Below are 25,814 nucleotides of genomic sequence, written 5' to 3'. Positions count from 1 at the left end.
GGCACGGCCGACCCGGCGCGAGACTTCTCCGGCCTTCCGCCGCGCCTGCTCCCAGTCCGCTGCCACGCCTTCAGTCATACCTCACGGGCGGACGGGCTGTCCGGCACGGCGCGTCACGCGCCGGGCGGCCGCGGCGCCTCACGTGCCGGGCGGTCGCGGTACGTCATGTGCCGGACGGGCGGGCGCGTCACGCGCCGGGCGGGCCGCCACGTGCGGGCACCGGCCCGCGCGCGGTGCCGTTCGCTCCGGGCATAGGCGAGAATGAATCCGTGACCCGTACTCGATCCCGCGCTGTAGCTCTCGACCAGGCCTGTGCCGCCGCCGTCGATCTGGCCCGCTCCGCGATCGAGGAGAACGTCAGACCGGACCAGATCGGCGAGCACCTGGGCGTCGAGGGCGAGGGCGACCGGGTGGTCACCCACTACTTCGCCTGCCTCGACCGCGCCTACCGCGGCTGGCGCTGGGCCGTCACCGTCGTCCGGGCCGCCCGCGCGCGCAACGTCACGGTCAGCGAGGTCGTGCTGCTGCCCGGTTCCGGCGCGCTCCTGGCGCCCCCGTGGGTGCCGTGGAGCGAGCGGCTGCGCCCCGGCGACCTCGGCGTGGGCGACCTGCTGCCCACCGGGGCGGACGACGACCGGCTCGCGCCCGGCTTCACCGGCATCGACGACGAGACGGGCGACGAGATCGACCGTCAGATGATCTTCGAGTACGGCCTCGGCCGGGCCCGGGTGCTCTCCCCGATCGGCCGCGACCTCGCCGTGCGGCGCTGGCACTCCGGCGAGGCGGGGCCGCACACCCCGATCGCCCACGCCGCCCCCGCCCAGTGCTCCACCTGCGGCTTCTACTGGCCGCTCGCGGGCTCGCTGCGCATCGGGTTCGGCGTCTGCGCCAACGAGTACGCGCCCGACGACGGCCGGGTCGTGTCCGCCGACCACGGCTGCGGCGCGCACTCCGAGGCCGCCGTGGTGCCGCACCAGGCCGTGCCGGCCTCGCCGATCCTCGACGAACTGGCCTTCGACATCGAGGAGGAGGAGCCCGCGGAGGCCGACCTGGCCGGTTCCGTGGAGGACACCGACTCCGAGCCGCTGGGTCACTCCTGACCCGACCCGATCCGACGCCGTCCCCGCGCCGCCGGGTCGCCTCCCGCCGCGGTCCGGCCGCCGCGCTGTGGCGTCCCGGGGCCCCCGAGCCGGCCTGAGAACCTGGGAATCACCGCTGTGACTGACATCTTCGGCACCGATCGCATCCGCTCCGCCGTGCTCGCAGCGTGGACCGCCTCGCCCGCACGCTTCCGCGAGGACGCCAACGCGGAGGAGGACTTCGCGCTCGGCGGCTACCGCGACCGGCTGATCGTCGAGCTGGCCCAGAACGCCGCCGACGCCGCGCTCCGCGCCGGAGTCCCCGGCCGGCTCCGGCTCTCGCTGCGCGAGGGCGTGCTCTCCGCGGCCAACACCGGCGCGGCCGTGGACGCGGCCGGGATCGAGAGCCTCTCGACGCTGCGCGTCTCCGCCAAGCGCGGCGAGACCTCCGCGACGGGCCGGTTCGGCGTCGGCTTCGCGGCCGTGGTGACGGTCTGCGACGAGCCGGTCATCGGCTCGCTCGGCACCGGGGTGGTCCGCTGGTCCCGGGAGCAGACCGCCGCGCTGGTGGCGGCCGAGCCCGCACTGGCAGGCGAGCTCGCCGAGCGCGGCGGGCACGTGCCGCTGCTCCGCCTGCCGTTCCCCGCCGGTCCGGTGGAGATCCCGGCGGGCTTCGACACGCTGGTACGGCTCCCGCTCCGCGACGAGGCGGCCGTGGAGGCCGTACGGCGGATGCTCCACGCGGCGGGTCCCGCGCTGCTGCTCGGCCTGCCTTCGCTGGAGTCGATCGAGATCGACGTGGACGGCCGGACCCGGACGATCACGGCGGACGGCTGGCGGGTCGTGTCGGCCTCCGGCCGGTTCACCCCGGAGCAGGTGGCCGAGCTGTTCGCCGACCGGCCGACCGAGGAGCGGGCCCGGCCGTACTGGACGGTCCGCTGGGCCGTACCGGTCGGCCCGCAGGACGGCCCGCACGCCGGCGAGCCGCGGCCGCTGCCGGAGACGGTGCCGCCCGTGGTGCACGCGCCGACGCCGAGCGACGAGCCGCTGGACCTGCCCGCGCTGCTCATCGCCTCCTTCCCGATGGCCACCGACCGGCGGCACGCGGCGGCGGGGCCGCTGGCCGACTTCCTGGTGGAGCGCGCCGCCGAGACCTACGTCGAGCTGCTGGCCGCCCTGCCCCGCACGCCGAAGCTGCTCGACCTCGTCCCGGGCCTGATGGGCAAGGGCGAGCTGGACGCCCGGATCCGCCGGGCGATCCTGCGCCTGCTGCCCGACGCCCCGCTGCTGCCGGCCCTCTCCCCGCCCGCCGACGCCGCGGAGCCGGTCCCGGACGGCGAGGACCTCCTGGTGCCCGGGCGGCAGGCGAGCGTGGTGGCGGCCCCCGGCGAGCTGCTGGAGAAGATCGCCCCGATGGTGCCCGGCCTGCTGCCCGCCGGCTGGCCCGCCCGGCACCCCGCGATCGCCGCGCTCGGCGTGAAGCGGGTCGAGCTCGCCGACGTCGTCGACCTGCTCGCCGGAGACCTCTCCGGCGGTCCTTCCGGCGGCCCGGGCGCCGACCGGGACCCGGCCTGGTGGCGCTCGCTGTACGAGGTGCTGCCCGCCGACGACCTGGAGGCGCTCGGCGCGCTCCCGGTCCCGCTCGCGGACGGGCGCCTGGTCCGCGGCCCGCGCGGCACCCTGGTGCTGACCGAGCGCGGCGCGCTGGACCTGGAGGTGCTCGCCCCGCTGGGGCTGCGCGTCGTCCACCCCGAGGCCGCGCACCCCCTCCTGCTCCGTCTCGGCGCGGCCGAGGCGACGCCGCGCACGGTCCTGGAGGACCCGCTCACCAAGGCGGCCGTCGACCAGTCCCTGGACAGCGACGACCCCGAGCCGGTGGCACGGGCCGTGCTCGCCCTGGTCGACGCGGCCGGGCTGGTCGCGGGGGAGGCCCCCTGGCTGGCGGACCTGGCGCTGCGCGGCGCCGACGGCGAGCTGTACCCGGCCGGGGAGCTGCTGCTGGCCGACGGGTCGCTGGCCGGGCTGCTGGACAGCGAGGCGCACTTCGGCACCGCCGCGCCGGAGCTGGTGGAGCGGTACGGCCAGCGGGTGCTGACCGCGACCGGCGTGCTCGACGGCTTCGCCGTGGTCAACGACACCGACGTGATGATCGACCCGGACGAGTGCGACCACGACCTCGACCGCGAGGACGAGTGGCTGGAGGCGGTGCTCGACCTGCTGCCCGACCTGGACGTGCCGCCGGTGGCCCGGGAGTTCTCCGCGGTCCGCGACCTGGAGTACATCGCCGACTGGCCGTCCGCGCTGGCCCTGCTCTCCCGGCCGCCGCTGCGCGCGGTGCTGCACCCGCTGCGGCTCCTGGTCGCGGGCGAGGTCGTGGAGGTGCCGTCCTACACGTCGTGGTGGCTGTCCAACCATCCGGTGCTCGGGGGCAGGCGCCCCACCGAGCTGCGGGTGCCGGACGGCGACCCGCTGCTGTTCGGCCTGTACGGCGACGCCCCGGCGGTCACCGACGCGGCAGCCCTGGAGATGATCGGCGTGCGGACCACGCTGGCCGACCTGCTCGCCTCGCACGGCGGCCCCGACGAGCTGCTCGACCTGCTCGCCGATCCGGCGATCGAGGTGGACCGGGCGCAGCTGCGGGCCCTGTGGGTGGCGCTGGCCGGGGTGGACCCCGAGCGGGTCGCGCCGCCGCGCGCGGTCCGCGCGGTCCTCGGCGGGGAGATCGTCGTCGCCGACGTCGAGGACGGGCGGCTGCTGTCCGGGCCCGGTTCCGGTTCCGCGCCGGACCGTGCGACGGGCGAGCCGGTCGTGGTCGAGGCGCCGGACCTGCTGCCGCTGGTCGCGGACCGGCCGCTGGTCCTGGCCCCGTTCGACCTGGCCGAGGCGCTGTCGGAGCTGCTCGACCTGCCGCTGGCCGGGGAGGTCGCGGCGGGGGAGGTGACGTCCTCGGGCGAGGTCCGCCAGGTCCCGGCCGCGGTGCGCTCGCTGCTGCCGACCGCGCCGGAGACCTATGTGGAGCACGAGAAGCTGCTGGTGGACGGGGTCCCGGCCGCCTGGCGGTTCTTCGAGGGCACGGTGCACGCCTGCGGGGTGGAGGGACTGGCGCGGGGACTGGCCTGGGCGGCGGGCCAGTGGGGCGACCGGCTCGCGGTCGCCGCGCTGCTGCGCGACCCGGCGGCGGTGCCGCTGCTGCTGGCCGAGGCCGACCTGGACGGCTGGACGGCCTCGACGACGTGACGGCCGGCGGCCCGGGCGGGCTGACGGCCGGCGGGCCGAGGGTCGGCGGCCCGGGCGGGCTGACGGCGGGCGGGTCGGCGGCCGGGGCCGGCGCGGGCGTCGTCACCGGCCGGTGGTCCGGCGGCCTCAGCCGGTGATCTGGCGGTCGGAGTCGCCGGGGGCGTCGGCGCGCTCCGGGGCCGGGACCTCGCTCCGGGGCAGGCCCGTGGTCTCCGGCGACGTCTCCGGGGAGGTGTCCGGCAGGAGCGCGGCGGGCGGCGGGACCGCCGTCGCCGGTTCGACGGGCTCCTGGCCGGGGGGCAGCTCACCCGGGGACGGGGAGGCGACGCCGTGGCGCGGCCGGACGTACCACAGGCCGAAGGCGCCGAGGCCGATGGCCGCCACGCAGGTCCAGATCCACCAGCGGTCCTCCGGGTCGAGGCCGATGATCAGGAGGACGACCAGGGCGACCGCCCACAGGCCCATGCCTGCGAGGATCGTGGCCGTGTTGTTGGTCTGCAGCGGCTGGAGATCCTGACGGCGAGGCTGGTTCACGTGCTCCAGCGTAGGCGACGGCGCCTCACTACTCGCACGGCGGGCGCCGTGAGGGCGCGGATCGGTTGCGATCCCATCACCATCGTGACCTGGGCCTTCCTTGACCACTGCTTCAATGTCACGCTGAATGTCCGTGAGTGATACTAAAACAAGCCAAATTGGGGCACTTGACCGTTTCTTCCACATCACTGAACGCGGCTCGACGGTGGGGAGGGAGGTCCGCGGCGGTCTCGCGACCTTCTTCACGATGGCCTACATCGTGGTGCTCAACCCGCTGATCATCGCCACGGCCAAGGACGCCGAGGGCCAGTTCATCGCCGACGCCACCTCGGCGCCCATCCCCCTGGTCGCCGCCGGGACCGCCTTCGTCGCCGGCGTGCTCAGCATCCTGATGGGGGTCGTCGGCAAGGTGCCGTTCGCCATGGCCGCGGGGCTCGGCCTGAACGCCTTCGTCACGTACGGCATCGCCACGCAGATGTCGTGGGAGTCGGCCATGGGCCTGGTCTTCCTGGAAGGCGTGATCATCGCCCTCCTGGTGCTGACCGGCTTCCGCACCGCGGTGTTCAACGCCATCCCGGCCCAGCTGAAGACCGCGATCAGCGTCGGCATCGGCCTGTTCATCGCGCTGATCGGCTTCGTGGACGCCGGGTTCGTGCGCAGCGGATCCGGTGTGCCGGTGGACCTCGGCATCGGCGGCAAGCTGACCAGCTGGCCGATGCTCGTGTTCGTGGTCGGCGTGCTGCTGATCGCCGTGCTGGTGGCCCGGAAGGTGAAGGGCGCCATCCTGATCGGCATCGTCGCCACCACGGTCCTCGCGATCGTCGTCGAGGCGCTGGTCAAGGCCGGCGGCTCCGGCACGCCGGACGCGCCGAACCCGCAGGGCTGGCGGCTCAACGTCCCCGCGCTGCCCGAGCGGGTCTTCGGCTTCGAGAACCCGCTCCGGCTGTTCGCCGAGTTCGACCCCTTCGGCGCGTTCAGCACGGTCTCGGTCACCCTGGCGGTGCTGCTCGTCTTCACCCTCCTGATCACCGACTTCTTCGACACCATGGGCACCGTCGTCGGCGTCGGCGCGCAGGCCGGCCTGGTCAAGGAGGACGGCTCGCTGCCCCGCACCCGCGAGATCCTGCTCGTCGACTCGATCGGCGCTGCGGTCGGCGGCGCGGGCTCCGTCTCCTCCAACACGACCTACGTCGAGTCGGCGGCGGGCGTCGGGGAGGGCGCGCGCACCGGCCTGGCCAGCGTGGTCACCGGCGTGCTGTTCCTGCTGGCGATCTTCCTCTCGCCGCTGGTCGGCATCGTGCCGCACGAGGCCGCCGCCCCCGCGCTGGTCATCGTGGGCTTCCTGATGATGACGGCGATCAGGGAGATCGACTTTAACGACTACGAGATCGCCATCCCGGCCTTCCTCGTGATCGTGCTCATGCCGTTCACCTACTCCATCGCCAACGGCATCGGCGCCGGATTCCTCGCCTTCGTGCTGATCAAGGCGGTCAAGGGCAAGGCGCGGGAGGTCCACCCGCTGATGTGGCTCGTCGCGGCGCTGTTCGTGGTCTACTTCGCCCGCGGCGCGATCGAGGCCCTGCTCGGCGTCGCCTGAGCGTCTCCCGGCCCGGAGGCCGCCGCGGTGACCGGAGCGCGCCGGTCACCGCGGCGGCCTTCCGCGTTCCCGGGACCGGAGCACCCCTTCCGGCCGGGGCGACCGCCGGAGGCCCCCGGGAGGCCCGGCGGTCCGCGGCGGTCGCCGGGGGTCCGTGGCGGTCCGCGGTGAAAAGTTTTGTTCACCCGGCGGATAAACGGGATGACCGGTCGGGTAGGTATGTGGCCGGTTGAGGACGGCCACCGAGGTTGCCGAATAGATATCCTCGTCCTAACATCGCAGGGCGAAAGGATTTGCGGCGGACCGCCGGTGAATCCTTGAGCATTGTTCTCGCTCCGGGTGGGATGCCGATTCACAGCCCGCCGTCCCGCCACGTCGAATACCGCAGAACGCGGTGGACATTTCAGAGGAGACGTTCATGCGATTCCGGCCGTCCGCCCGTGCCCGCGCCAGGTGGCTCGCCGCCGCCGTCCTGGCGGGTCCGGCGCCGCTGCTCGGCGCCTCCCCGGCCCTGGCCGGGGCGCCCGCGCCGGACGCGCCGGTGGGCTCCTACGTCCTGCGGATGGCGCCCGAGGACGGCGCGGGGCCGGCCGTGGCGACTCTGACCTGCGCTCCGGACGGCGGTACGCACCCGAGGGCGAAGGAGGCCTGCGACCAGCTCCGCCGCGTCGCGGGCCAGGTGGAGCGCATCCCCGAGAGTCCCGGCCCGTGCACCCTGGAGTACGCCCCGGTCCGCCTGACCGCCACCGGGACCTGGCGGGGCCGGCAGCAGCGCTTCACGAAGACATATCCGAACCGGTGTGCCGCGATACGCGGGACCGGAGGCGTCCTCTTCGCTTTCTGATCGGCCGGCCAGTCAATTCTTCGGCGCCGTGGCGGATGCGCGGCGCCGCCGTTTCCGGGTCTCCTCGATCCGGTCCGGTGATTCATGGAGGATTCCTTCGCCCGCCGGAGTGAATTCACCGTTTCATTTCACCGGCGGAGACCGCGGCGTTCGATATCCGGATTCCGGGCCGGTGGAGGAGGCCGGTGGGGACCGGAGGTCCCGCCGTGCCGTTCCACCGGCCCACCGGTCCGGGGGCCCCGTCCCCCTCCCCCTCACTGTTTGGAGACGATCGATGCAGCCCCTCTACGACGAGCAGCCCTTCCCGCCCGCCCGCCGCGAGCGGCCGGTCCCGGAGGCCGCCGACCTGCTGCACGAGGCCGCGGAGCGGGCCGCCCGCGGTGGACCGGGGGTCGACGCGCTGGCCCTGGCCGGGGTCGGCATGGCCCTGGTGGACCTGGCGCGGGAGGTGCGCGCCCTCCGGGAGAGCGTGGAGGCCGCCGGCCGTACGGCGTGAGGGGGCGCCGGGGCCGGCGGCCCTGAGATCGACCTCACCCTCCGAAACGGCGTCCCGGGTTGGGAAGTACGGGGTCCGTCTGTCACGCTTTACGGCTCGCGGGAATGAATCCGGCCCGGAGGGAATGGGATGCGAGCGCGCATCGTTAGCAAGGGTAATGAGTACAGCTAATGAGTTACCCAGACAGGAAGGACCCCGTCGCCAACCTGCGCAGCGACGCCGGTCTGGCATCGGCGCTGCGCGTGTCACTGGCACGTCTGACCAGGCGCCTGCGCAGGCAGGCCGCGGGCCACTCGCTGACCCCCACCCAGGTCGCGACGCTCGCCGCCGTGGACCGGCACCCCGGCATAACGCCAGGAGAGCTGGCCGAGCACGAGAAGGTGCAGCCGCCCTCGATGACACGTGTGATCGCCGTGCTGGAAGAGCGGGGGCTGCTGTCGCGCACCCCGCATCCGACCGACCGGCGCCAGGTGAGCCTGACCGTGACCGAGGCGGGGTCGGCGCTGCTGAAGGAGGAGCGCCGGCGCAGGGACGCCTGGCTGGCGCAGCGGCTGAAGGAGCTGACCCCCGAGGAGAGGGCGGTGCTGCGGCAGGCGGCTCCGATTCTGGAGAAGCTCAGCCGGATCTAGCCGAACCTGACGAACCCGGCGCCTCGGCCGTTTCCCCCGAGGCCGAGGCATCCGCCGGACCGTCCGTCCGGTCCGGCGGGCGAGACGGGCGAGGCAAGCGGCTGGGGCTGCGGGCGCGGGTGCGCCGCGGCCGGATCGCGCGCAGGGCGGCGGCCCGGGAGATGCAGGCGGTCCGGACCGGGGGCGTCCAGACCGTGCCGGAGAGCAGGGGCTCGATGTTCCGGTCGCTGCGCAACCGCAACTACCGGCTCTTCGCGATCGGCGGCGTCGTCTCCAACGTCGGCGGCTGGATGCAGCGCACCGCGCAGGACTGGCTGGTGCTGGACCTGACGGGCGGCAGCGCGGCCGCGCTCGGCGTGACCACCGCCCTGCAGTTCCTGCCGACGCTGCTGTTCGGGCTCTGGGGCGGCATGCTCGCCGACCGCTACCCCAAGCGGCGGCTGCTGTTCGTCGCCCAGTCGCTGCTGGGCCTGCTGGCGCTCACCATGGGCGTGCTCACCGTGACCGGCACCGCGCAGGTCTGGCACGTCTACGTGATGGCGCTCGCGCTCGGCCTCATCGCCTGCGTCGAGGTGCCGACCCGGCAGTCGTTCGTGGTGGAGATGGTCGGCCGCCAGGACCTGCCCAACGCGATCGCGCTGAACGCCTCCAGCTTCAACCTGGCCCGCGTGCTCGGCCCGGCCGTCGCCGGCGTGCTGATCCACATGCTCGGCGGCACGGGGCCGATCTTCCTCATCAACGCGTTCTCCTTCCTCGCGGTGCTCGGCGGGCTGGCCCTGATGCGCGCCTCCGAGCTGACCACCCCCGACCCGGTCCCCCGGGCCAAGGGCCAGCTGCGCGAGGGCCTGCGCTACGTGAAGGACCGGCCGGACCTGCTGCTGCCGATCCTGCTGGTCGCCTTCATGTCGCTGTGCATGCAGTCGTTCTCGACGTCGATCGCGCTGATGGCCCGCGAGGTGTTCTCCGCGGGCGCGTCCTCCTTCGGCCTGGCCTCCAGCATGTTCGCGGTGGGCGCGCTGGTCGGCGCGCTGATGGCGGCCAAGCGCACGAAGCCGAGCCGGAAGCTGCTGATCGGCGGGGCGGTCTCGTTCGGCCTGTTCCAGATCGCCACCGGCCTGGCCCCGTGGTACCCGCTCTACCTGCTCCTGCTCATCCCCACCGGCGTCGCGATGATCTCCCTCAACACGACCGCCAACGCGAGCGTGCAGCTCGCCTCCTCGCCGGAGATGCGCGGCCGGGTGATGGGCCTGTACGTGCTGGTGTTCACCGGCGGCGCCCCGGTCGGCGCGCCGCTGCTCGGCTGGGTGGCCGAGGTCGGCGGTCCGCGGGCGGGCGTCATGGTCGGCGGGGCGCTCACCCTGGCCGGCGTCGGCGCGGCGATAATGCTGACGAAGGCGATCGGCAGGAGGACGACGCATGCGGCTGTTCGTGGCGTTGCTGCCGCCGCGGCGGGCGCGCGATGAGCTCGCCCGCGCGCTCGCGCCGCACCGGGAGGGATGGCCGCAGCTGCGCTGGGTCGATCCGGAGAACTGGCACCTGACCCTGGCCTTCCTGGGCGAGGTGCCCGAGGAGGCGGTGCCCGGGCTGGAGCTCCGGCTCGCCCGCGCCGCCTCCCGGTACGCGCCGATGACGCTGGCCTTCGCCGGCGCCGGCGCGTTCCCCTCCGCGCGGCGGTGCCGGGTCTTCTGGGCGGGCCTGCGCGGCGGCGGCGAGTCGTACGGCGGGCGCCCCGAGATCGTCCGGCTGGCCGACTCCACCGCCGCGGGGGCGCGGCGCGAGGGCATCGAGGTGGACGACCGGCGCTTCAAGCCGCACCTGACCCTGGCCCGGGCCCGCACCCGGGGCGACGTCGACGCGCGTCCGCTGGTCGAGGCGCTGGAGCCGTTCGCCGGCGCGGAGTGGGAGGCGGAGACCGTGCACCTGATGCGGAGCAGCTTCGGGAGCCCGCAGGCGGGCCCGGAGCGGGGCGGCGTGCGCTACGAGACGGTCGCGGAGTGGCCCCTCGTGGCGCGGGCACCCCGTGGGCAGGGTTAGGCTCCAGGGCGTGGATCGTCCCCGTCGCTGGCTGCTGCCCACGGTGCTCACGCTGCTCGTGCTGCTCGTGGTGGTCGGAGCCCTCGTCTCCTGACGCCTCCTACCAGGCGTACTCCTCCGGAGCGGTCCTGAAGCCGGGGAAGATCTCGTCGAGCCGGGCCAGCGCCTTCTCGTCGAGCGTGATCTGGAGGGCCTTGACGTTCCCGTCGAGCTGCTCCAGCGTGCGCGGGCCGACGATCGGCGCGGTGACCGCCGGCTGGTGGAGCAGCCAGGCCATCCCCACGTTGGCCGGGTCCTCACCGAGCTCGTCGCAGAACGCCTCGTAGCGCTCGATCTTGTCGCGGTGCTTCTCCAGCTGCTGGGTGATCATCTCCGAGGCGGAGCGGCCCTTGTCGATCTTGCGCAGGACGCCGCCCAGCAGGCCGCCCGCGAGCGGGCTCCACGGGATCAGGCCGAGGCCGTAGTCCTGGCAGGCCGGGATGACCTCCAGCTCGGCGGGGCGGACCAGCAGGTTGTAGTGGGACTGCTCGGAGACCAGGCCCATGGTGCCCCGGCGGCGGGCCTCCTCCTGGGCCTTGGCGATGTGCCAGCCCGCGAAGTTGGACGAGCCGACGTACAGGATCTTGCCCTGCTGCTTGAGGATGTCCATGGCCTCCCAGAACTCCTCGAACGGGGTGTTCCGGTCGACGTGGTGGGCCTGGTAGAGGTCGATGTAGTCGGTCTGCATGCGCCTGAGCGACGCCTCGCAGGCCCGGCGGATGTTCAGCGCGGACAGCCGGCCCTCGTTGGGCCAGTCGCCCATGTCCCCGTAGAGCTTGGTGGCGATGACGGTCCGCTCCCTGCGCCCGCCGCCCTGGGCGAACCAGCGGCCGATGATGCTCTCGGTGATCCCCTCGCCCTTCTTCCAGCCGTAGACGTTGGCCGTGTCGAAGAAGTTGATCCCCAGCTCGTGGGCGTGGTCCATGATCGCGAAGGAGTCCTCCTCCGTGGTCGCCGGACCGAAGTTCATGGTGCCCAGGCAGAGGCGGCTGACCTTCAGGCCGCTACGGCCAAGCTGTGTGTAATCCATGTCGCCCACATTAGGCGCCTGGAGTGCGCTCAAGGCGAGCCCTTCCTCCCCGGTTTCCCCCGGTGCGGCCACGCGCCGGGAGGGCCGCCGTGGACCGGGAAGGTCGCGGCGGACCGGAGAACGAGCTACAAACGGTCCATGGACAGTGAGACGCTCGCCGACCGCCTCGCCCGCGCCGTCGCGCAGGGCCGCGTGCCGGACCTGCACGGTGTCGTCGTCGCCCACCGCGGCCGGGTGGTCCTGGAGCACTACGGCGAGGGCGAGGACTTCCGGCTGAACGAGCCGCTCGGCCACGTGCGCTTCGCCCCGGACACGCTCCACGACGTCCGCTCGGTGACCAAGAGCGTCGTCGGCCTGCTGTACGGCGTCGCGCTGGCCGAGGGCCGGGTGCCGGAGCCGGGCGAGCCGCTGCTGCGGCACTTCCCCGAGTACCCCGACCTCGCCCGGGACCCGCGCCGCGCCGCGCTGACCGTCGAGCACGCGCTCACCATGACGCTCGGCCTGGAGTGGCGGGAGGAGGTCCCCTACACGAGCCCGGCCAACGGCGAGATCGCGATGGAACTGGCCCCCGACCGCTTCCGCTACGTCCTGGAGCGGCCGGTCGTGGAGGAGCCCGGGGTGCGGCGGTCCTACTGCGGGGGCGCCACGGCGCTGCTGGGGCGGCTCATCGAGAAGGGCACCGGGACGGCGCTGGAGGACTACGCGCGGGCCAGGCTGTTCGAGCCGCTGGGCATCGAGCGCTTCGAGTGGTCGACCGGCGCGGACGGCAGGGCCCTGGCGGCCTCCGGCCTGCGGCTCGCCCCCCGCGACCTCCTGGCGATCGGGCGGCTCGTGCTGGACGGGGGCGCCGGTGTCGTGCCGGAGTCCTGGCTGGCGGCGGCGCTCCGCCCGCGCGTGCGGATCGATGAGGGCTCCTGCTACGGCTACCAGTGGTACGTCGGTGACACCTGGGTGGGCGGGTTCGGCAACGGCGGCCAGCGGATCCATGTGACGCCCGCGCGGGACCTCGTCATCGCCGTCACCGCGGGGCAGTACGACCTGCCCGACCAGCCGACCGCCACGGTGGTGATCGACGAGGTCGTCCTGCCCGGCCTCGCCGGCTGAGGTCCGCGGGGCCGCTCCTCGGCGGGTTCCGCACCCGGCTCCCCGCGCGGGGTTCGGCGTCGAACCCCGCGCCGCCGCGGCAGATCGGCCGGGGCCCTCCGTGCAGGCCTGCCGGGTTGTCCGGGGGCCAGCGCGGCGACGGCGACCCGGACCGACGTACGGCCTGCGGGATCGGAGACGACCCCGGAGCTCATCTGCGCCGGAGGCTCCCGGAACAGCCCCTCGGGGCGGGGGCCGACCACATCGCGTCACTCTTCGGGGACGAACCTCCTGGAACCGCATCTTCCAGGGGTGCACTTCCGAGGAGTTCCCGCAGACCCGTCAGGCGACGCGGCGGGCGGTGACGGGGTGGCCGCTCCAGAGCATCTCGATCTTCCGGGCCGGTTCGCCGACGAAGGTGAGCTCCACCTCGCCCTTCATCCGGGCGAAGTAGCGGGTGCGCGACATCGGGCGCAGCTCGGTCTTCTTCAGGCCGTGGACCTCGACCATCAGGCCGTCCCCCTCGTGCGTCACCTCGATGGTCGAGGTCCGCCCCATGAAGGTGCACTCGTAGCGGCCCGTGCAGGCGTCGAAGACCGACGGGTCGGCCGGGACGAAGACCCGCTCGCCCGGCACCTCGTACGGCTCGCCGCGCGCGATCGCGGCCAGCGCCGTCTCGATCTCCGTGTAGGCGGCGTTCTCGGCGTTCGCCAGGACGACGACCGTCAGGTCGTCGGCGGGGTAGTGGGTGGTGAGGCTCACGTAGCCGATGGTCCCGCCGGAGCTCTCCAGGCGGCCGCCGGCCGCCATGCAGCCGTAGGCGTAGCCGTCCACCTGGGGTGTGACGAGCAGTTCGAGCGAGCGAGGGCCGAGCACCTTCCCGGCGCGCAGGCCCCGCACCCAGCGGAGCATGTCCTCGGTGGTCGAGTGCAGCGCCCCGGCCGCGTACTGGTTGGAGTTGTCCAGGTACGGCGTGCGGACGGCCCGTCCGCCGTCGAGCATGTAGCCGTCGGCGTGGCCGGGGACCACGTCGCCGGAGGCGGCGAGCCCGCTGCGCTCCATGCCGAGCGGGGCGAGGATCTCGCTGCGGACGTGGTCGCCGTAGGTCTGGCCGGTGAGCCGCTCGATGACCGCGCCGAGCAGCACCCAGCCGGAGTTGCTGTAGCTCATCCGCTCGCCGGGGGCGAAGAGCGGCGGCCGGTCCCGGAAGGTCGCGATCAGCTCGTCGACCGTCCGGGACAGGCCCATGGTCCGGGTGAAGTCCTCGGTGGTGATGTAGTCGGGGATGCCCGAGGTGTTGGTCAGCAGGTGGTGGAGGGTGATGCGGTCCCCGCCGGGGTGGCCGGGCAGGACCTCCTCCAGGGGCCGGGCGACGTCGAGCAGGCCGCACTCCTGGAGGCGCAGGATCGCGATCGCGGTGAACGTCTTGGTCTGCGACCCGATCCGGAAGGCCGTCCGCGGGGTGTTCGGCACGCCGTGCTCGTGGTCGGCCAGGCCGTACCCCTTGGAGAGCAGGACTCTGTCGCCGCGGGCGACCAGGACCGAGCCGCTGAAGCGGCCGAGCCGCGTGTAGGCCTTCACCAGCGTGTCCATCCGCGATCCGGTACGCCAGTTCATGATCTCCCCTTGGTCAAGGATGAATAATCAACCTTGACTATTAGGGCACGGCGGATCGCTATAGTCAACTTTGAACATCGGTGGTCCGACTCGTCCGGGAGCGTGGTTGTCCTCCAGCGCGCGCATGCTCGTGCTCGGCCTGTTGCAGCAGCGGCCCATGCACGGCTACGAGATCAACCAGCTCACCGTGGAGGGCGAGCTGGACCGGTGGACGCCGGTGCTGCCCGGATCGGTCTACTACGCGCTCAGCAGGCTGGAGAAGGACGGCCTGGTGCGCACCGAGGCGGAGGAGCGGACCGGCGACCGGCTCCGGAAGGTCTACGCGATCACCGAGGAGGGCCGGGCCGAGCTGAAGCGCCTGCTCCTCGACGCGCTCGGCCGGCCGCCGCACGGGGTGCAGTCGGCGCTGGCCCTCGCCGCCACCTGGATCCACCTGCTCCCCCGCGAGGAGGTCCTGGCCCGGCTGGCGGAGGCGGAGGCGGAGGTCGCGGCCGCCCGGGAGCACACCGAGCGGGGGCGGGCGCTGAAGGCGGAGATCTCGCCGCTGGCGGCGGCCCTGTTCGACAACGCCGCGGAGATCCTCGACGCGGACGAGCGCCTCCTGCGCCGCCTGCGCGAGCTGCTGCCGGGGCATGATGGCTGAATGCGGAGCAGACCGGGGGAGATCCTGATTCGGGTGGCGGCCGTGGCGGGGCTGGCCGCGGCCTCGGTGTTCGCCGCTCCCGGCGTGCAGGCGGGGGCGGCCGGGACGGGCCGGGCGGAGGCGCCGGCGGGAACTCCGGCGGAGCCGGGCGGGGCCGGACGGGAGCCGGGCGGCGACGAGGCGGAGCGGGTCCTGTTCCGCTTCACGGACCCCCGGATCACCGAGTCGAGCGGGCTGGCGGTCTCGCCGACGCACGAGGACGTCTACTACACCCACAACGACAGCGAGGCGGGACCGGTCTTCTTCGCGGTGGGCGGCGACGGCCGCACCCGGGCGGCGTTCACCGTGCGGGGGGCGCAGGCCCGCGACTGGGAGGGCATGGCGGCCTCCCGGGACCCGGAGACCGGCCGGGGGGTGCTCTGGTTCGCCGACATCGGCGACAACTTCGACGGGGCCTGGCCCGACATCTCGGTCTACAAGGTGCCCGAGCCCGCCTCGCTGCGCGACGCCACCGTCTCCGCCGTGCGTTACCGCTTCCGCTACGAGGACGGCGGGCACAACGCCGAGGGCGTCATGGTCCATCCGAAGACCGGGCGGCTGTACATCGTGAGCAAGGAGTTCGCCGGGTCGGTCTACGCGGCGCCGCAGCGCCTGCGCACCGGGAAGGTCAACGTGCTGCGCCGGGTCGGCTCCGCGCCGGTCATGGCGACCGACGCCGCCTACGCGCCCGACGGGTCGAGCTTCGTGATCCGGACCTACTTCTCCGCGACGGTCTACCGCGACTTCGACCGGCAGCTGGCGCGGGTCCCGATGCCCCAGCTGGAGCAGGCCGAGTCGATCGCCTACACCGCGGACGGCGGGGCCCTGCTGACCGGGAGCGAGGGGGCCGACAGCCCGGTCCACCGGGTGCCGCTGCCCGAGCGGGTCCTGGCGGCGGCCTCTCCCACCCCCGCTCCCGAGCCGAGCGGTACGGCGGGCGCGGACCGGCCGGGCGGAGCGGACGGGGCCGCGGAGACGGACCGGCCGGGCGGAGCGGACGGGGCCGCGGAGACGGGCCGGCCGGGCGGCACGGGCGGGGCCGCGGAGGCGGCCGACGGCGAGGAGGACGCCGGGGTGCCCGCCTCGGCCGTGCTGCTCTGGCTGCTCGTGGCCTTCGGCGCCACCGGTGCCATCACCTTCATCGCCCGCCGTACCCGGTAGGCGGCCCGCCGCGGCCGGACGGCCCGCCCTGCGCGGCGGGCGGCTCGCCGTACCCCGTCAGCGGCGGCGCCGGAGGCCCCAGAGGACGCAGGCCAGGCCGACGAGGCTTCCGGCGACCACGCCCGCCAGGACGCCGTTGAAGAAGCCGCCGGGGAAGCCGCCGGGGTCCCCGTCGCGGCTGACGAACCAGCCGACGGCGAGGGCGGCCAGGAAGAGCCCGTAGCCGGCGAGGAAGAGGTAGAGGCGCTTGCCGAAGAACACACTGCGGGCGGGGGCGGCGGGGGCGGCGTCGAGCTCGCCCGCCGGTCCTTCGGAGGCGGCCTTGGGACGTTTGAAGTACTGGAAGTGCATCCAGCTCCCGCAGGGCTCCCAGCCGTCCGGGGCCAGGCGCTCGGCGAGGGTGCCGTGGCGGGCCGGCGGCGCGGTCTCGCGGCGGTACTCCCAGCGGAGCGGGCGCTGCGGGTCGCGGCGGCTGACGAAGCGGCCCAGATAGTCGATGCGCTCGACCTCCCAGCCCTGGTCACCGTAGACGTTGAGGCGGGCGACGTCCTGGAAGGCGTCGGCGGTCCAGGTCCAGGTCTCGGCGACCGGGTCCGGATCCTCCTCGGAGGTGCCGCCCGAGCGGGCGGGGGTGAGTGAGGCGGCGAAGTCGGCCACCGGGCCGAACTCCTCCAGGGGGTCGGCGCCGCTCTCGGCGGCGTAGGCGGCGAGGTCGCCGACCGTCGCGGTGACCTCCTCCTCGGGGACGCCGTGTTCGCGCAGGCGCGCGGCGAGCTCGTCGAAGTAAGCGGTGGTCATCTCACACCTCCTCGGGAGAGTACCGAGCGGACCGATTCGTCGAAGGCCAGCCAGAGCCCGCCCTGCTCGGCGAGGGTGGCGCGGCCCTGCGGGGTGAGGGTGTAGTAGCGGCGGCCGGGGCCCCGGTCGGTGGCGCGGAACTCCGCGGTGACCAGGCCGGCCTCTTCCAGCCGGTTGAGCACGGGGTACAGCGTGCCGCCCTTGATCTGGCCGAGGCCGCTCTCGGCGAGGGTCTTGGCGATCTCGTAGCCGTAGTTCTCGCCCTCGGCGAGGCTGGCGAGCACCAGCAGGTCGAGCACGCCCTTCAGCCAGCTGGCGCGGCGGTCGGTGGCCATGGCGCTCAGCCGCGGCCGCGCGCGAACTGCCAGGCCAGGGCGGCGGCGGTGGCCACGAGGAGGCCGGTCAGGGCGCCGGAGAGGAGATCCAGGTCGGCGTGGCGGCGGACGAGGGTGTTGCCCGCGGAGAGCAGGAAGAAGGCGCCGAGGGTGAGCTGGAAGCGCCTGTCGGAGGAGAGGTCCCCGCGGGCGGGGACGGCCGGGGCCGTGGAGCCGGAGTGCGTGGCGGTCATGGGTCTTCCTCTCGGTGGGGGTCGATCAGGAGGATCCGTCGGTGGCCGACTCCGGGGGAGTCGTCGACTTCACGATGTAGAAGCTACCGCCATCTAGTTAGAAATACAACCTATATAGCTACGGCTCCTGTATCGGGACCCAGAGGGGTTGCCGGGGGAGTGCTCTCTTCTCCTGGAAGGGGAGTTCCCGCTAGCTTTCGGGGATGTGCACTCCGGTGACCGGAGTGTCCTGTTTCGGAGGTCGTGCCATGAACATCGGCATCGTGGGTGCGGGCATCGTCGGCCTGGCCGTGGCCAGGGAACTCGCGCTGAGCGGTGCTCAGGTGACCGTCCTCGACAAGGAGGACCGGATCGCAGCCCACCAGACCGGGCGCAACAGCGGCGTCGTGCACGCCGGCATCTACTACCGGCCGGGTTCGCTCAAGGCGCGCCTCTGCCGCGAGGGCGTGGCGCTGCTGCGCGAGTACTGCGCCGAGCACGCCATCGCCTACACCGAGGTCGGCAAGCTCGTCATCGCCGCCACCGCCGCCGAACGGCCCGCCCTGCGGGTGATCGCCGAGCGGGCCCGGGAGAACGGCGTGCCCGGCATCGCCGAGCTGGACGCGCTGGCCCTGCGCGAGATCGAGCCGCACGCCGTCGGGGTGGCCGCCGTGCACTCCCCGCACACCGCGATCGCCGACTTCCCCGCGGTCGCCCGCCGCCTGGCCCGGGACGTGGAGGAGTCCGGCGGCGCGGTACGGCTGGCGCACCCGGTCCGGGCGCTGCGCCAGACCGCGGACGCGGTGGACGTGGTGGCCGGGCGGGAGCGGATGCGCTTCGACCGGCTGGTGGTCTGCGCCGGGCTCGGCACGGACGCGGTCGCCCGGATGGCCGGAGCGCCCGGGGACGTGCGGATCGTGCCCTTCCGCGGGGAGTACCGCGCGCTGGCCGGACCGGCCAAGGACCTGGTGCGGGGGCTGATCTACCCGGTGCCCGACCCCCGCTACCCGTTCCTCGGGGTGCACCTGACCCGCCGGGTCGACGGCGAGGTGCTCGTCGGCCCCAACGCGGTGCCGGCGTCGGCGCTGGAGGGCTACTCCCGGCGGGACGTCGACCTGGCCGACCTGCGCCGGATCGCGGCCTGGCCCGGGACGTGGCGGCTGGCCGCCCGGCACTGGCGGACCGGTGCCGCCGAGGTGCTCGGCTCGCTGTCCGGCCGGGCCTTCCTGGACGCCGCGCGCCGCTACGTCCCGGAGATCACCGCGGCCGACCTCGTCCCGGCGGCGGGCGGCGTGCGGGCGCAGGCCGTGGCCCGCGACGGGAGCATGGTGGACGACTTCGCGATCGACACGCACGGGCGGATCACCCTGGTGCGCAACGCCCCGTCGCCCGCCGCGACGTCGAGCCTGGCGATAGCCAGGCATCTTGTGGATATAACCTCTGTTATGACCTTTTAAAGGCTTTCTCAGACGGGCGGGTGACGATGGTTCGCGTGAACGAATCACCCGAGGCGCGCCTGCTGATCGTCGAGGACGAGCCGAACATCCTCGAACTCCTGGCCGCAAGCCTGCGGTTCGCCGGGTTCGGCGTGAACACGGCGGGCAACGGGGCGGACGCCGTCGCCGCCGTGCAGCGCCACCGGCCGGATCTCATCGTGCTCGACGTGATGCTCCCCGACATGGACGGGTTCGACGTCGTGCGGCGGCTGCGCGGCGGCGGCAGCGACACCCCGGTGCTCTTCCTCACGGCCCGGGACGCCACCGAGGACAAGATCCGGGGGCTGACCGTGGGCGGGGACGACTACGTGACCAAGCCGTTCAGCCTGGAGGAGGTCGTGGCCCGCATCCGCGCGGTGCTGCGCCGTACCGGGGGCGCGGACGCCCTGGCCCGGCAGTCCCGGCTCACCTTCGCCGACATCGAGCTCGACGAGGAGAGCCACGAGGTGTGGCGGCGGGGCCGGGCGGTGGCGCTCTCGCCGACGGAGTTCAAGCTGCTGCGCTACTTCATGGTGAACGCGGGCCGGGTGCTGTCGAAGACCCAGATCCTCGACCACGTGTGGGACTACGACTTCCGCGGCGACGTCGGGATCGTGGAGTCCTACGTCTCCGTGCTCCGCCGCAAGATCGACAACACGGAGCCGCGGCTGATCCACACGCTGCGCGGGGTCGGTTACGTGCTCCGCTGCCCGCCGGGATCGTGATGCCCGCCAGGAGGCCCTGATGCTCGCCCGGCTCTCCCTGCGCGTCAAGCTGATCGGCATCATCCTGGTCCTGCTGGCCATCGCGCTGCTCCTGATCGGCGTCGGCAGCGTATCGATCATGAGGGGCTACCTGATCGACCGGGTGGACCGCCAGATCGACGTCACCACCGAGAACACGCTGCGCCGCCTGCAGCGCTCGGGGGGCGTCGAACCGGTGATCCGGGCGGTGCCCGCGGACATGAAGCTGGAGCTCCGCGACACCGCGGGCGCGTCCCTCTTCCAGATCAGCGGGGTGGACGTGGAGGGCAGGCCCGCGCCGCGGGTGCCTCCGGACCCGGGGCCCGGAGCCTACGACGCCGGCGCGTGGCGGGTCCGCGTGACCCAGCTGGACTCCGGCGGGAGCCTCCTGGTCGCCGTCGAGCTGGCCGAGGTCCGGCAGATCGTGGGCCAGCTGGCGCTGATCGAGGTGCTCGGCGGCGGCGGGCTGATGGTGGCGCTGGCCCTGACGGGCGTGGTGGTCATCCGCCGCAGCCTGCGCCCGCTGGGGGAGATCGAGCGCACCGCCGAGGCCATCGCCGCCGGCGACCTGAGCCGCCGCGTCCCCGACGCGGACCCGCGCACCGAGGTCGGCCGGCTCGGCCGGTCGCTGAACGGCATGCTCGCCCAGATCGAGACGGCCTTCCGGGCCAGGTCCGAGTCGGAGGCCGCGGCCCGCAGGTCGGAGGAGCGGATGCGCCGGTTCGTCGCCGACGCCTCGCACGAGCTGCGCACGCCGCTGACGTCGATCCGGGGGTTCGCCGAGTTCTACCGGCAGGCGCCCGGCATCGACGCCGGGCCGCTGATGCGCCGGGTGGAGTCGGAGGCGGTCCGGATGGGCCTGCTCGTGGACGACCTGCTGCTGCTCGCCCGGATGGACCAGCAGCGGCCGATGGCCAAGCGCCCGGTGGACCTGCTCGCCATCGCCGCCGACGCCGTCCACGACGCCCGGATCCTCGCCCCCGAGCGAGCGGTCTCGCTCTCCGTCGACGGGGCCGCGCTGATCGTCTCCGGTGACGAGGTGCGGCTCCGCCAGGTCGTGGGCAATCTGATGCACAACGCCCTGACCCACACCCCGGAGGGCACGCCCGTGCGGGTGGGGCTGCGCGCCGAGGACGGGACGGCCGTCGTCGAGGTCGCGGACGAGGGGCCGGGCCTCACCGCCGAGCAGCGCGAGCGCGTCTTCGAGCGGTTCTACCGCGTCGACTCCGCCCGCGGCCGCCGTACCCCGGAGGACGGCGGCAGCGGCCTGGGCCTGGCCATCGTCGCGGCCATGGTCGAGGCGCACGGCGGGACGGTGGCCGTCGACTCCGAACCCGGCAGGGGCGCCGTGTTCAGCGTCCGGCTCCCCCTCGCCGCCGAGGCCGGCTGAGCCCTCCCTCCGCGGCCCGCGCGGTCCTGCCGCCCTCAGGAGAACCTGAGGCTTGGCTGAGAGCCTTTCGCGCCCTTCCGCGGCACACAGTGAACCTTCAGCTTCGCCGGAACCCGCTCCAGACCTCGCACGCAGGCATCCGCCGCCGTCGACCAGGCGCGGAGCGCCGATCGCGCACGGGCCCCCGGCCCGGTGGCGGCGCCGCGCCCGGCCGTGAACGGGCACCCCGCGCTCAGGAAACGTTCAGCGGGGACGGAGCGGTCTTCCAGGGAGGTGGGCGAGCCTCGTGGATGTGCTGGACAGAGTTGAGGCCCGCCTGCTGGTGGTGGACGACGAGCCGAACATCCGGGAACTGCTCTCCGCCAGCCTGCGCATGTCCGGCTTCGAGGTCGTGACGGCGGCGGACGGCGGGGAGGCCGTGCAGTTCGCCCAGCGGATCCGTCCCGATCTCGTGGTGCTCGACGTGATGCTGCCCGACATGGACGGCTTCGCGGTGGCGGGACGGCTCCGGGAGATGAGCGGGCAGCTGCCCGTGCTCTTCCTGACCGCGCGGGACGGCGTCGACGACAAGGTCGCCGGGCTGAGGCTGGCCGACGACTACGTGACGAAGCCGTTCAGCCTGGAGGAGGTCCTGGCGCGGATCCGGGCCGTGCTCCGCCGTACCCGGGGGGACCTCGACCTGCCGGTCCGCCTCCGGGTCGGCGACCTGGAGCTGGACGAGGAGGCGCACCAGGTCTGGAAGGCCGGCGAGCCGGTACGGCTGTCGCCGACCGAGTTCAAGCTGCTGCACTACTTCATGGTCAACACCGGCCGGGTGCTGTCCAAGGCCCAGATCCTCGACCACGTGTGGAACTACGACTTCGGCGGCGACGCAGGGGTCGTCGAGTCCTACGTCTCCTACCTGCGCAGGAAGGTGGACACGGTCGAGCCGCGGCTGATCCACACCCTGCGCGGGGTGGGCTACGTCCTGCGTCCGCCGCAGAGTGATTGAACTTTCAGCTACTCTTCAGCTTCGCCTGATCTGACGCTGAGCTTGATGCGTTCAAATGAGTGACGGGTGACCCCAGACCTCCCGGGCCGCCTCCGGTTCGGGCTCGCCTCCAGCTGCGGGGGAGACGAGTCCGGCACGAGACCGGACCCGGAACCGGGAGACCGGCCCCACCGCTCCACCGGATTCGCCCCCGTGATCCGGTCGGGCGGTGGGGCACAACCGTCTCCGGGGTCTTTTTGGCGTCTAGCGTCTCTTTCCACGGGAATGACCCTCCTTATGAAGGAAAGCGAGGGTCTGCTGGGGGCGCTGCGGGAGCTGCGACGCCACCTCGACCATGAGCTGTTCCCCCTGGCGGCCGGGGACGCGGCGGCCGACCGGCGGGCGCTGCGCGAGCTGACCGGCCAGCTCGACGACTACCTGATCCCGCGCCTGAGCGCGATCGACGCCCCGCTGCTGGCCGTCGTCGGCGGATCCACCGGGGCGGGCAAGTCCACCCTGGTGAACTCCCTGGTCGGCGCGGACGTCACCGAACCCGGCGTGCTCCGCCCCACCACCCTGGCGCCCACGCTGGTGACCGGACCCGCCGACCGCGACTGGTTCACCGGCCTGCACGTCCTGCCCGGCCTGCCGCGCGTCACCGGGGCGGGCCCCGGCGAGCCCGGCACGCTCCGGGTGGTCGTCACCGAGGCCGTCCCGCCCGGCCTGGCCCTGCTCGACGCGCCCGACATCGACTCGGTCGTCGCCGCCAACCGGGAGCTGGCCGCCCAGCTCCTCGCCGCCGCGGACCTGTGGCTGTTCACCACCACCGCCGCCCGCTACGCCGACGAGGTGCCCTGGGGCTTCCTGCGCGAGGCCCGGGAGCGGAGCACGGCGCTGGCCGTGATCCTGTCCCGGGTCCCGCCGGAGGGGGCGGGCGTGGTGGCGGGCGACCTGCGGCGGCTGCTGGAGGCCAACGGTCTGGGCGGGACCCCGCTGTTCGAGGTGCCGGAGCTGTCGCTGCCCGAGGAGAACGCCCGGCTGCCCCGCGAGACGGTCCGGCCGATCGGCGACTGGCTGTCCGGCATCACGGCCGACGCGGCCGCCCGGGCCGACGTGGTGCGCCAGACCCTGTCCGGCGCGCTGGAGAGCCTCGCGGTGCGGGTCCCCGCGCTCGCCGACGCGGTGGACCGCCAGCACGCCGCCGCCACCGAACTGCGCGGGGCGACCGGCGCCGCCTACGCCGCCGGGATGGCCCGCTTCGACGAGGGCATGCTCGACGGCTCGTTGCTGCGGGGCGAGGTGCTCGCCCGCTGGCAGGACTTCATCGGCACCGGCGACCTGATGCGCTCCCTGGAGAGCCGGGTGGGCCGGCTGCGGGACCGGGTCGTCGCGCTGCTGTCCGGGCGGCCCGCACCGGAGAGCGAGCTGAAGGTCGCGCTGGAGAGCGGCGTGGAGGCGCTGATCAGGTCGGCCGCGGACAGCGCCGCCGAGCTGGCGCTGGAGTCGTGGTCGTCCCGCGAGGCGGGGCGCGCGCTGCTGGAGCGGGCCGGGGCCGTCGAGGCGGGCCGGCTCGGCCGGTCCTCACCGCAGCTGCGCCGCTCCGCGGAGGAGGCGGTCCGGAGCTGGCAGGGCTACGTGCTCGACCTGGTCCGGCAGGAGGGCGCCGAGCGGCGCACCACCGCCCGGCTCGCGTCCTACGGGGTCAACGGGGCCGGGCTGCTGCTCATGATCGCGGTGTTCGCCTCCACCGGAGGGCTGACCGGGATCGAGGTCGGCATCGCCGGCGGCACCAGCGTGCTCAGCCAGAAGATCCTGGAGGCCGTCTTCGGCGACCAGGCCGTGCGCACCCTGACCATGAAGGCCCGCGACGACCTGCGCACCCGCGTCGAGGGCATCCTCGCGCGGGAGGCGGCCCGCTTCACCGCGCTCCTCGACGCCGTGGAGCCGCCCGGCGGGGCCGCCGCTGCCCTGCGCGCCGCGGGGGAGGCCGTACGGGCGCACCGGCGCGAGATCCCGGACGGCTCCGGACGCGCGGACGCGGCCGCCGCGGTGGCCGCCGGCAAGAGGGCGGGTGGCCGGTGAAGCTGCTGCGACGCGGGGACCGCACGGGCGGGGTCTCCCTGGACGAGCGGCTGGCGGCCCTGGCGGAGGCCGCCGAGCTGGCCGACGGCCGGCTGGACGCCGGAGCGGTCGCGCGGGCGCGCGCCGTGGTCGCCCAGGCGGGCGCGCGGCGGAACCTGTCGGTGTCCCACACCGCGGTCGCGCTGGCCGGGGCCACGGGCAGCGGCAAGTCGTCCCTGTTCAACCTGCTCGCCGGGGCCCCGCTGGCCGAGGTCGGCGTGACCCGGCCCACCACGTCCACCGCGCAGGCGGCCCTGTGGGACGGCAGGGGGGCGGGGCCGCTGCTCGACTGGCTGGAGATCCCGCACCGCCACGAGGTGGACGGCGCGGGCGCCCCCGGCGGCACGGCGGGCGGCGCCGACCTGTCCGGGCTGGTCCTGCTCGACCTGCCCGACCACGACTCGATCGAGCGGGCGCACCGGCTGGAGGTGGACCGGCTCGCCGGGCTGGTCGACCTGCTGGTGTGGGTCCTCGACCCGCAGAAGTACGCCGACGCGGCCGTGCACGACCTGTACCTGGCCCCGCTCGCCCGGCACCGGGACGTCACGGTGGTCGTCCTCAACCAGATCGACCGCCTCTCCCCGGCCGCGGCCGAGCGGTGCCTGGCGGACCTGGGGCGCCTGCTGGAGGCCGACGGGCTGGCCGGGGTGCCGGTGCTCGGCGTCTCGGCGCGGACCGGCGCGGGCGTCGGCGAGCTGCGCGCGCTGCTGGACTCCCGGGTCGCCGGCCGCCGCTCCTGGGCCGACCGGCTGGCCGCCGACGCGGAGACCGCAGCCGACGACCTGGACCGGGCGTCGGGCGCGCCCGACGCGGCCGTCCCCGCCGGGGCGCCGGAGGAGGGCGTCGACGTCCTCGCCGCGCCGCTGGCCGCCGCGCTCTCCCAGGCGGCCGGCGTGCCGGGGGTCGTCCGCGCGGTGGCGAAGGCGCACCGGCACCGCTCGGTCGCGGCCACCGGCTGGCCGGTGACCCGGTGGATCCGCCGCCTGCGGCCCGACCCGCTCCGCCGCCTCCGCCTGGGCGCCGGCTCCGGGGAGACCGGGCCCGACGGGGGACCCGGCGAGCTCGTCGGGCGCACCTCGATCCCCGCGGCGAGCGTCGTGCAGCGCTCCCAGATGGACACCGCCCTGCGCGAGACGGCCGCCGCCGCCTCGGCGGGGCTGCCCGAGCCGTGGGCGGCCGCCGTGCGGCGCGCGGCCCGCTCGCACGCCGACGACCTGGAGGACGCGCTCGACCGGGCGGTGGCGACCACCTCGCTCGGCGCCTCCCGCAGGCCGCTGTGGTGGCGGGCGGCGGGGGCGGCGCAGTGGCTGGTGCTCGCGGCGGCGGTGGCGGGCGCGCTCTGGCTGCTGGGCCTGGCCGCCCTGGACTACCTGCACCTGCCCGAGCCGCCCGTGCCGACCGCCGGTGAGCTGCCGTGGCCCACCCTGCTCCTGCTCGGCGGGCTGCTGCTCGGCGTCGTGCTCGCCCTGCTCTCCCGGGTCGCCGCCTGGCTCGGCGGACGCCGCCGGGCCCGGAAGGCGGCCCGGGCGCTGCGCGCGAGCGTGGAGCGGGTCGGCCGGGAGCTGGTGCTGGAGCCGGTGGCCGGGGAGCTGGCCCGCCACCGCCGCTTCACCGAGGCGCTGGCCACGGCCCGGTCCGGCGCGTAGGCGCCCCGTGCGCCGGCGCACGGGGCGGTGGAGGACCGTGCCGTTTCCTCGGAGGGCGCGGA

The 25,814-nt window shown here is 74.4% G+C and carries 23 protein-coding genes; 17 read left to right on the top strand and 6 right to left on the bottom strand.

All coding sequences use genetic code 11. From position 1 onward, the window contains the following. The first annotated feature begins 269 nt into the window (after positions 1-269). On the top strand, positions 270-1,100 hold the full coding sequence (locus ABD823_RS11105) for a DUF3027 domain-containing protein (protein ID WP_344858492.1): 831 nt from the start codon (positions 270-272) through the stop codon (positions 1,098-1,100). A 117-nt stretch (positions 1,101-1,217) separates the two neighbouring features. Continuing rightward, a complete protein-coding gene (locus ABD823_RS11100; protein ID WP_344858491.1) occupies positions 1,218-4,316 on the top strand; it encodes a sacsin N-terminal ATP-binding-like domain-containing protein in 3,099 nt (1,032 codons plus the stop codon). A gap of 126 nt (positions 4,317-4,442) precedes the next feature. Here ABD823_RS11100 and ABD823_RS11095 read toward each other — a convergent pair whose 3' ends face one another. Next, positions 4,443-4,850, bottom strand: coding sequence for a DUF2530 domain-containing protein (locus tag ABD823_RS11095; RefSeq protein ID WP_344858489.1), 408 nt, complete (start codon positions 4,848-4,850; stop codon positions 4,443-4,445). 127 nt (positions 4,851-4,977) lie between these two features. Between ABD823_RS11095 and ABD823_RS11090 the strand changes: the two genes are divergently transcribed. From ABD823_RS11090 to thpR, 6 genes are all read left to right on the top strand, one after another. Continuing rightward, positions 4,978-6,447, top strand: a complete 1,470-nt coding sequence (locus ABD823_RS11090; protein ID WP_344858487.1) for an NCS2 family permease — start codon at positions 4,978-4,980, stop codon at positions 6,445-6,447. Between the two features lie 418 nt (positions 6,448-6,865). Next, the gene (locus tag ABD823_RS11085; protein ID WP_344858485.1) at positions 6,866-7,291 is read left to right on the top strand and encodes an SSI family serine proteinase inhibitor; all 426 of its coding nucleotides are present in this window, start codon (positions 6,866-6,868) and stop codon (positions 7,289-7,291) included. A 274-nt stretch (positions 7,292-7,565) separates the two neighbouring features. Further along, on the top strand, positions 7,566-7,787 hold the full coding sequence (locus ABD823_RS11080) for a hypothetical protein (protein WP_344858483.1): 222 nt from the start codon (positions 7,566-7,568) through the stop codon (positions 7,785-7,787). 170 nt (positions 7,788-7,957) lie between these two features. Next, a complete protein-coding gene (locus ABD823_RS11075) occupies positions 7,958-8,416 on the top strand; it encodes a MarR family winged helix-turn-helix transcriptional regulator (protein WP_344858482.1) in 459 nt (152 codons plus the stop codon). A 161-nt stretch (positions 8,417-8,577) separates the two neighbouring features. Then, complete coding sequence (locus ABD823_RS11070; protein WP_344858480.1) at positions 8,578-9,879, top strand: MFS transporter; 1,302 nt, start codon at positions 8,578-8,580, stop codon at positions 9,877-9,879. Continuing rightward, positions 9,833-10,450: an RNA 2',3'-cyclic phosphodiesterase gene (gene thpR / locus ABD823_RS11065; RefSeq protein WP_344858478.1), complete on the top strand. Its 618-nt coding sequence runs from the start codon at positions 9,833-9,835 to the stop codon at positions 10,448-10,450. Before ABD823_RS11070 ends, thpR begins: the two co-directional genes overlap by 47 nt. A 100-nt stretch (positions 10,451-10,550) precedes the next feature. Here thpR and ABD823_RS11060 read toward each other — a convergent pair whose 3' ends face one another. Further along, a complete protein-coding gene (locus ABD823_RS11060; RefSeq protein WP_344858476.1) occupies positions 10,551-11,519 on the bottom strand; it encodes an aldo/keto reductase in 969 nt (322 codons plus the stop codon). Between the two features lie 138 nt (positions 11,520-11,657). Here ABD823_RS11060 and ABD823_RS11055 point away from each other — a divergent pair, with 138 nt between their 5' ends. After that, the gene (locus tag ABD823_RS11055; RefSeq protein ID WP_344858474.1) at positions 11,658-12,623 is read left to right on the top strand and encodes a serine hydrolase domain-containing protein; all 966 of its coding nucleotides are present in this window, start codon (positions 11,658-11,660) and stop codon (positions 12,621-12,623) included. A 321-nt stretch (positions 12,624-12,944) separates the two neighbouring features. Here ABD823_RS11055 and ABD823_RS11050 read toward each other — a convergent pair whose 3' ends face one another. Continuing rightward, complete coding sequence (locus tag ABD823_RS11050) at positions 12,945-14,219, bottom strand: serine hydrolase domain-containing protein (protein ID WP_344858473.1); 1,275 nt, start codon at positions 14,217-14,219, stop codon at positions 12,945-12,947. Between the two features lie 106 nt (positions 14,220-14,325). Between ABD823_RS11050 and ABD823_RS11045 the strand changes: the two genes are divergently transcribed. Further along, entirely contained in the window at positions 14,326-14,862 is a 537-nt protein-coding gene (locus ABD823_RS11045) for a PadR family transcriptional regulator (protein ID WP_344858471.1), read from the top strand. Next, positions 14,863-16,062, top strand: coding sequence for a hypothetical protein (locus ABD823_RS11040; protein WP_344858469.1), 1,200 nt, complete (start codon positions 14,863-14,865; stop codon positions 16,060-16,062). A 57-nt stretch (positions 16,063-16,119) separates the two neighbouring features. Here the strand turns inward: ABD823_RS11040 and ABD823_RS11035 are convergent, their stop codons facing one another. Genes ABD823_RS11035 through ABD823_RS11025 form a run of 3 tightly spaced genes read right to left on the bottom strand, consistent with a single transcriptional unit; the run spans position 16,120 to position 17,428 of the window. Next, positions 16,120-16,860, bottom strand: coding sequence for a hypothetical protein (locus ABD823_RS11035; protein ID WP_344858467.1), 741 nt, complete (start codon positions 16,858-16,860; stop codon positions 16,120-16,122). Further along, positions 16,857-17,195: a PadR family transcriptional regulator gene (locus ABD823_RS11030; protein ID WP_344858466.1), complete on the bottom strand. Its 339-nt coding sequence runs from the start codon at positions 17,193-17,195 to the stop codon at positions 16,857-16,859. The genes ABD823_RS11035 and ABD823_RS11030 overlap by 4 nt, the downstream gene beginning before the upstream one ends. A gap of 5 nt (positions 17,196-17,200) precedes the next feature. Further along, positions 17,201-17,428 (bottom strand): hypothetical protein, encoded by a 228-nt coding sequence (locus tag ABD823_RS11025; protein ID WP_344858464.1) that lies wholly within the window; start codon positions 17,426-17,428, stop codon positions 17,201-17,203. Positions 17,429-17,676: 248 nt separating this feature from the next. Between ABD823_RS11025 and lhgO the strand changes: the two genes are divergently transcribed. The 6 genes from lhgO to ABD823_RS10995 all read left to right on the top strand — a co-directional run bounded on the left by lhgO (position 17,677) and on the right by ABD823_RS10995 (position 25,752). After that, a complete protein-coding gene (gene lhgO, locus ABD823_RS11020; RefSeq protein ID WP_344858463.1) occupies positions 17,677-18,864 on the top strand; it encodes an L-2-hydroxyglutarate oxidase in 1,188 nt (395 codons plus the stop codon). Positions 18,865-18,899: 35 nt separating this feature from the next. Then, positions 18,900-19,607, top strand: coding sequence for a response regulator transcription factor (locus tag ABD823_RS11015; protein WP_344858461.1), 708 nt, complete (start codon positions 18,900-18,902; stop codon positions 19,605-19,607). Positions 19,608-19,626: 19 nt separating this feature from the next. Next, the gene (locus tag ABD823_RS11010; RefSeq protein WP_344858459.1) at positions 19,627-21,015 is read left to right on the top strand and encodes a sensor histidine kinase; all 1,389 of its coding nucleotides are present in this window, start codon (positions 19,627-19,629) and stop codon (positions 21,013-21,015) included. Positions 21,016-21,301: 286 nt separating this feature from the next. Next, on the top strand, positions 21,302-22,006 hold the full coding sequence (locus ABD823_RS11005; protein WP_344858458.1) for a response regulator transcription factor: 705 nt from the start codon (positions 21,302-21,304) through the stop codon (positions 22,004-22,006). A gap of 276 nt (positions 22,007-22,282) precedes the next feature. Then, on the top strand, positions 22,283-24,067 hold the full coding sequence (locus ABD823_RS11000) for a GTPase family protein (RefSeq protein WP_344858456.1): 1,785 nt from the start codon (positions 22,283-22,285) through the stop codon (positions 24,065-24,067). After that, positions 24,064-25,752 (top strand): GTPase, encoded by a 1,689-nt coding sequence (locus ABD823_RS10995; RefSeq protein ID WP_344858454.1) that lies wholly within the window; start codon positions 24,064-24,066, stop codon positions 25,750-25,752. Before ABD823_RS11000 ends, ABD823_RS10995 begins: the two co-directional genes overlap by 4 nt. The last annotated feature ends 62 nt before the right edge of the window (positions 25,753-25,814 follow it).

This window comes from Planomonospora alba (assembly GCF_039534085.1).
Taxonomy (GTDB): Bacteria; Actinomycetota; Actinomycetes; order Streptosporangiales; family Streptosporangiaceae; genus Planomonospora_B; species Planomonospora_B alba.
This window is presented reverse-complemented; position numbering and strand designations above follow the sequence as displayed.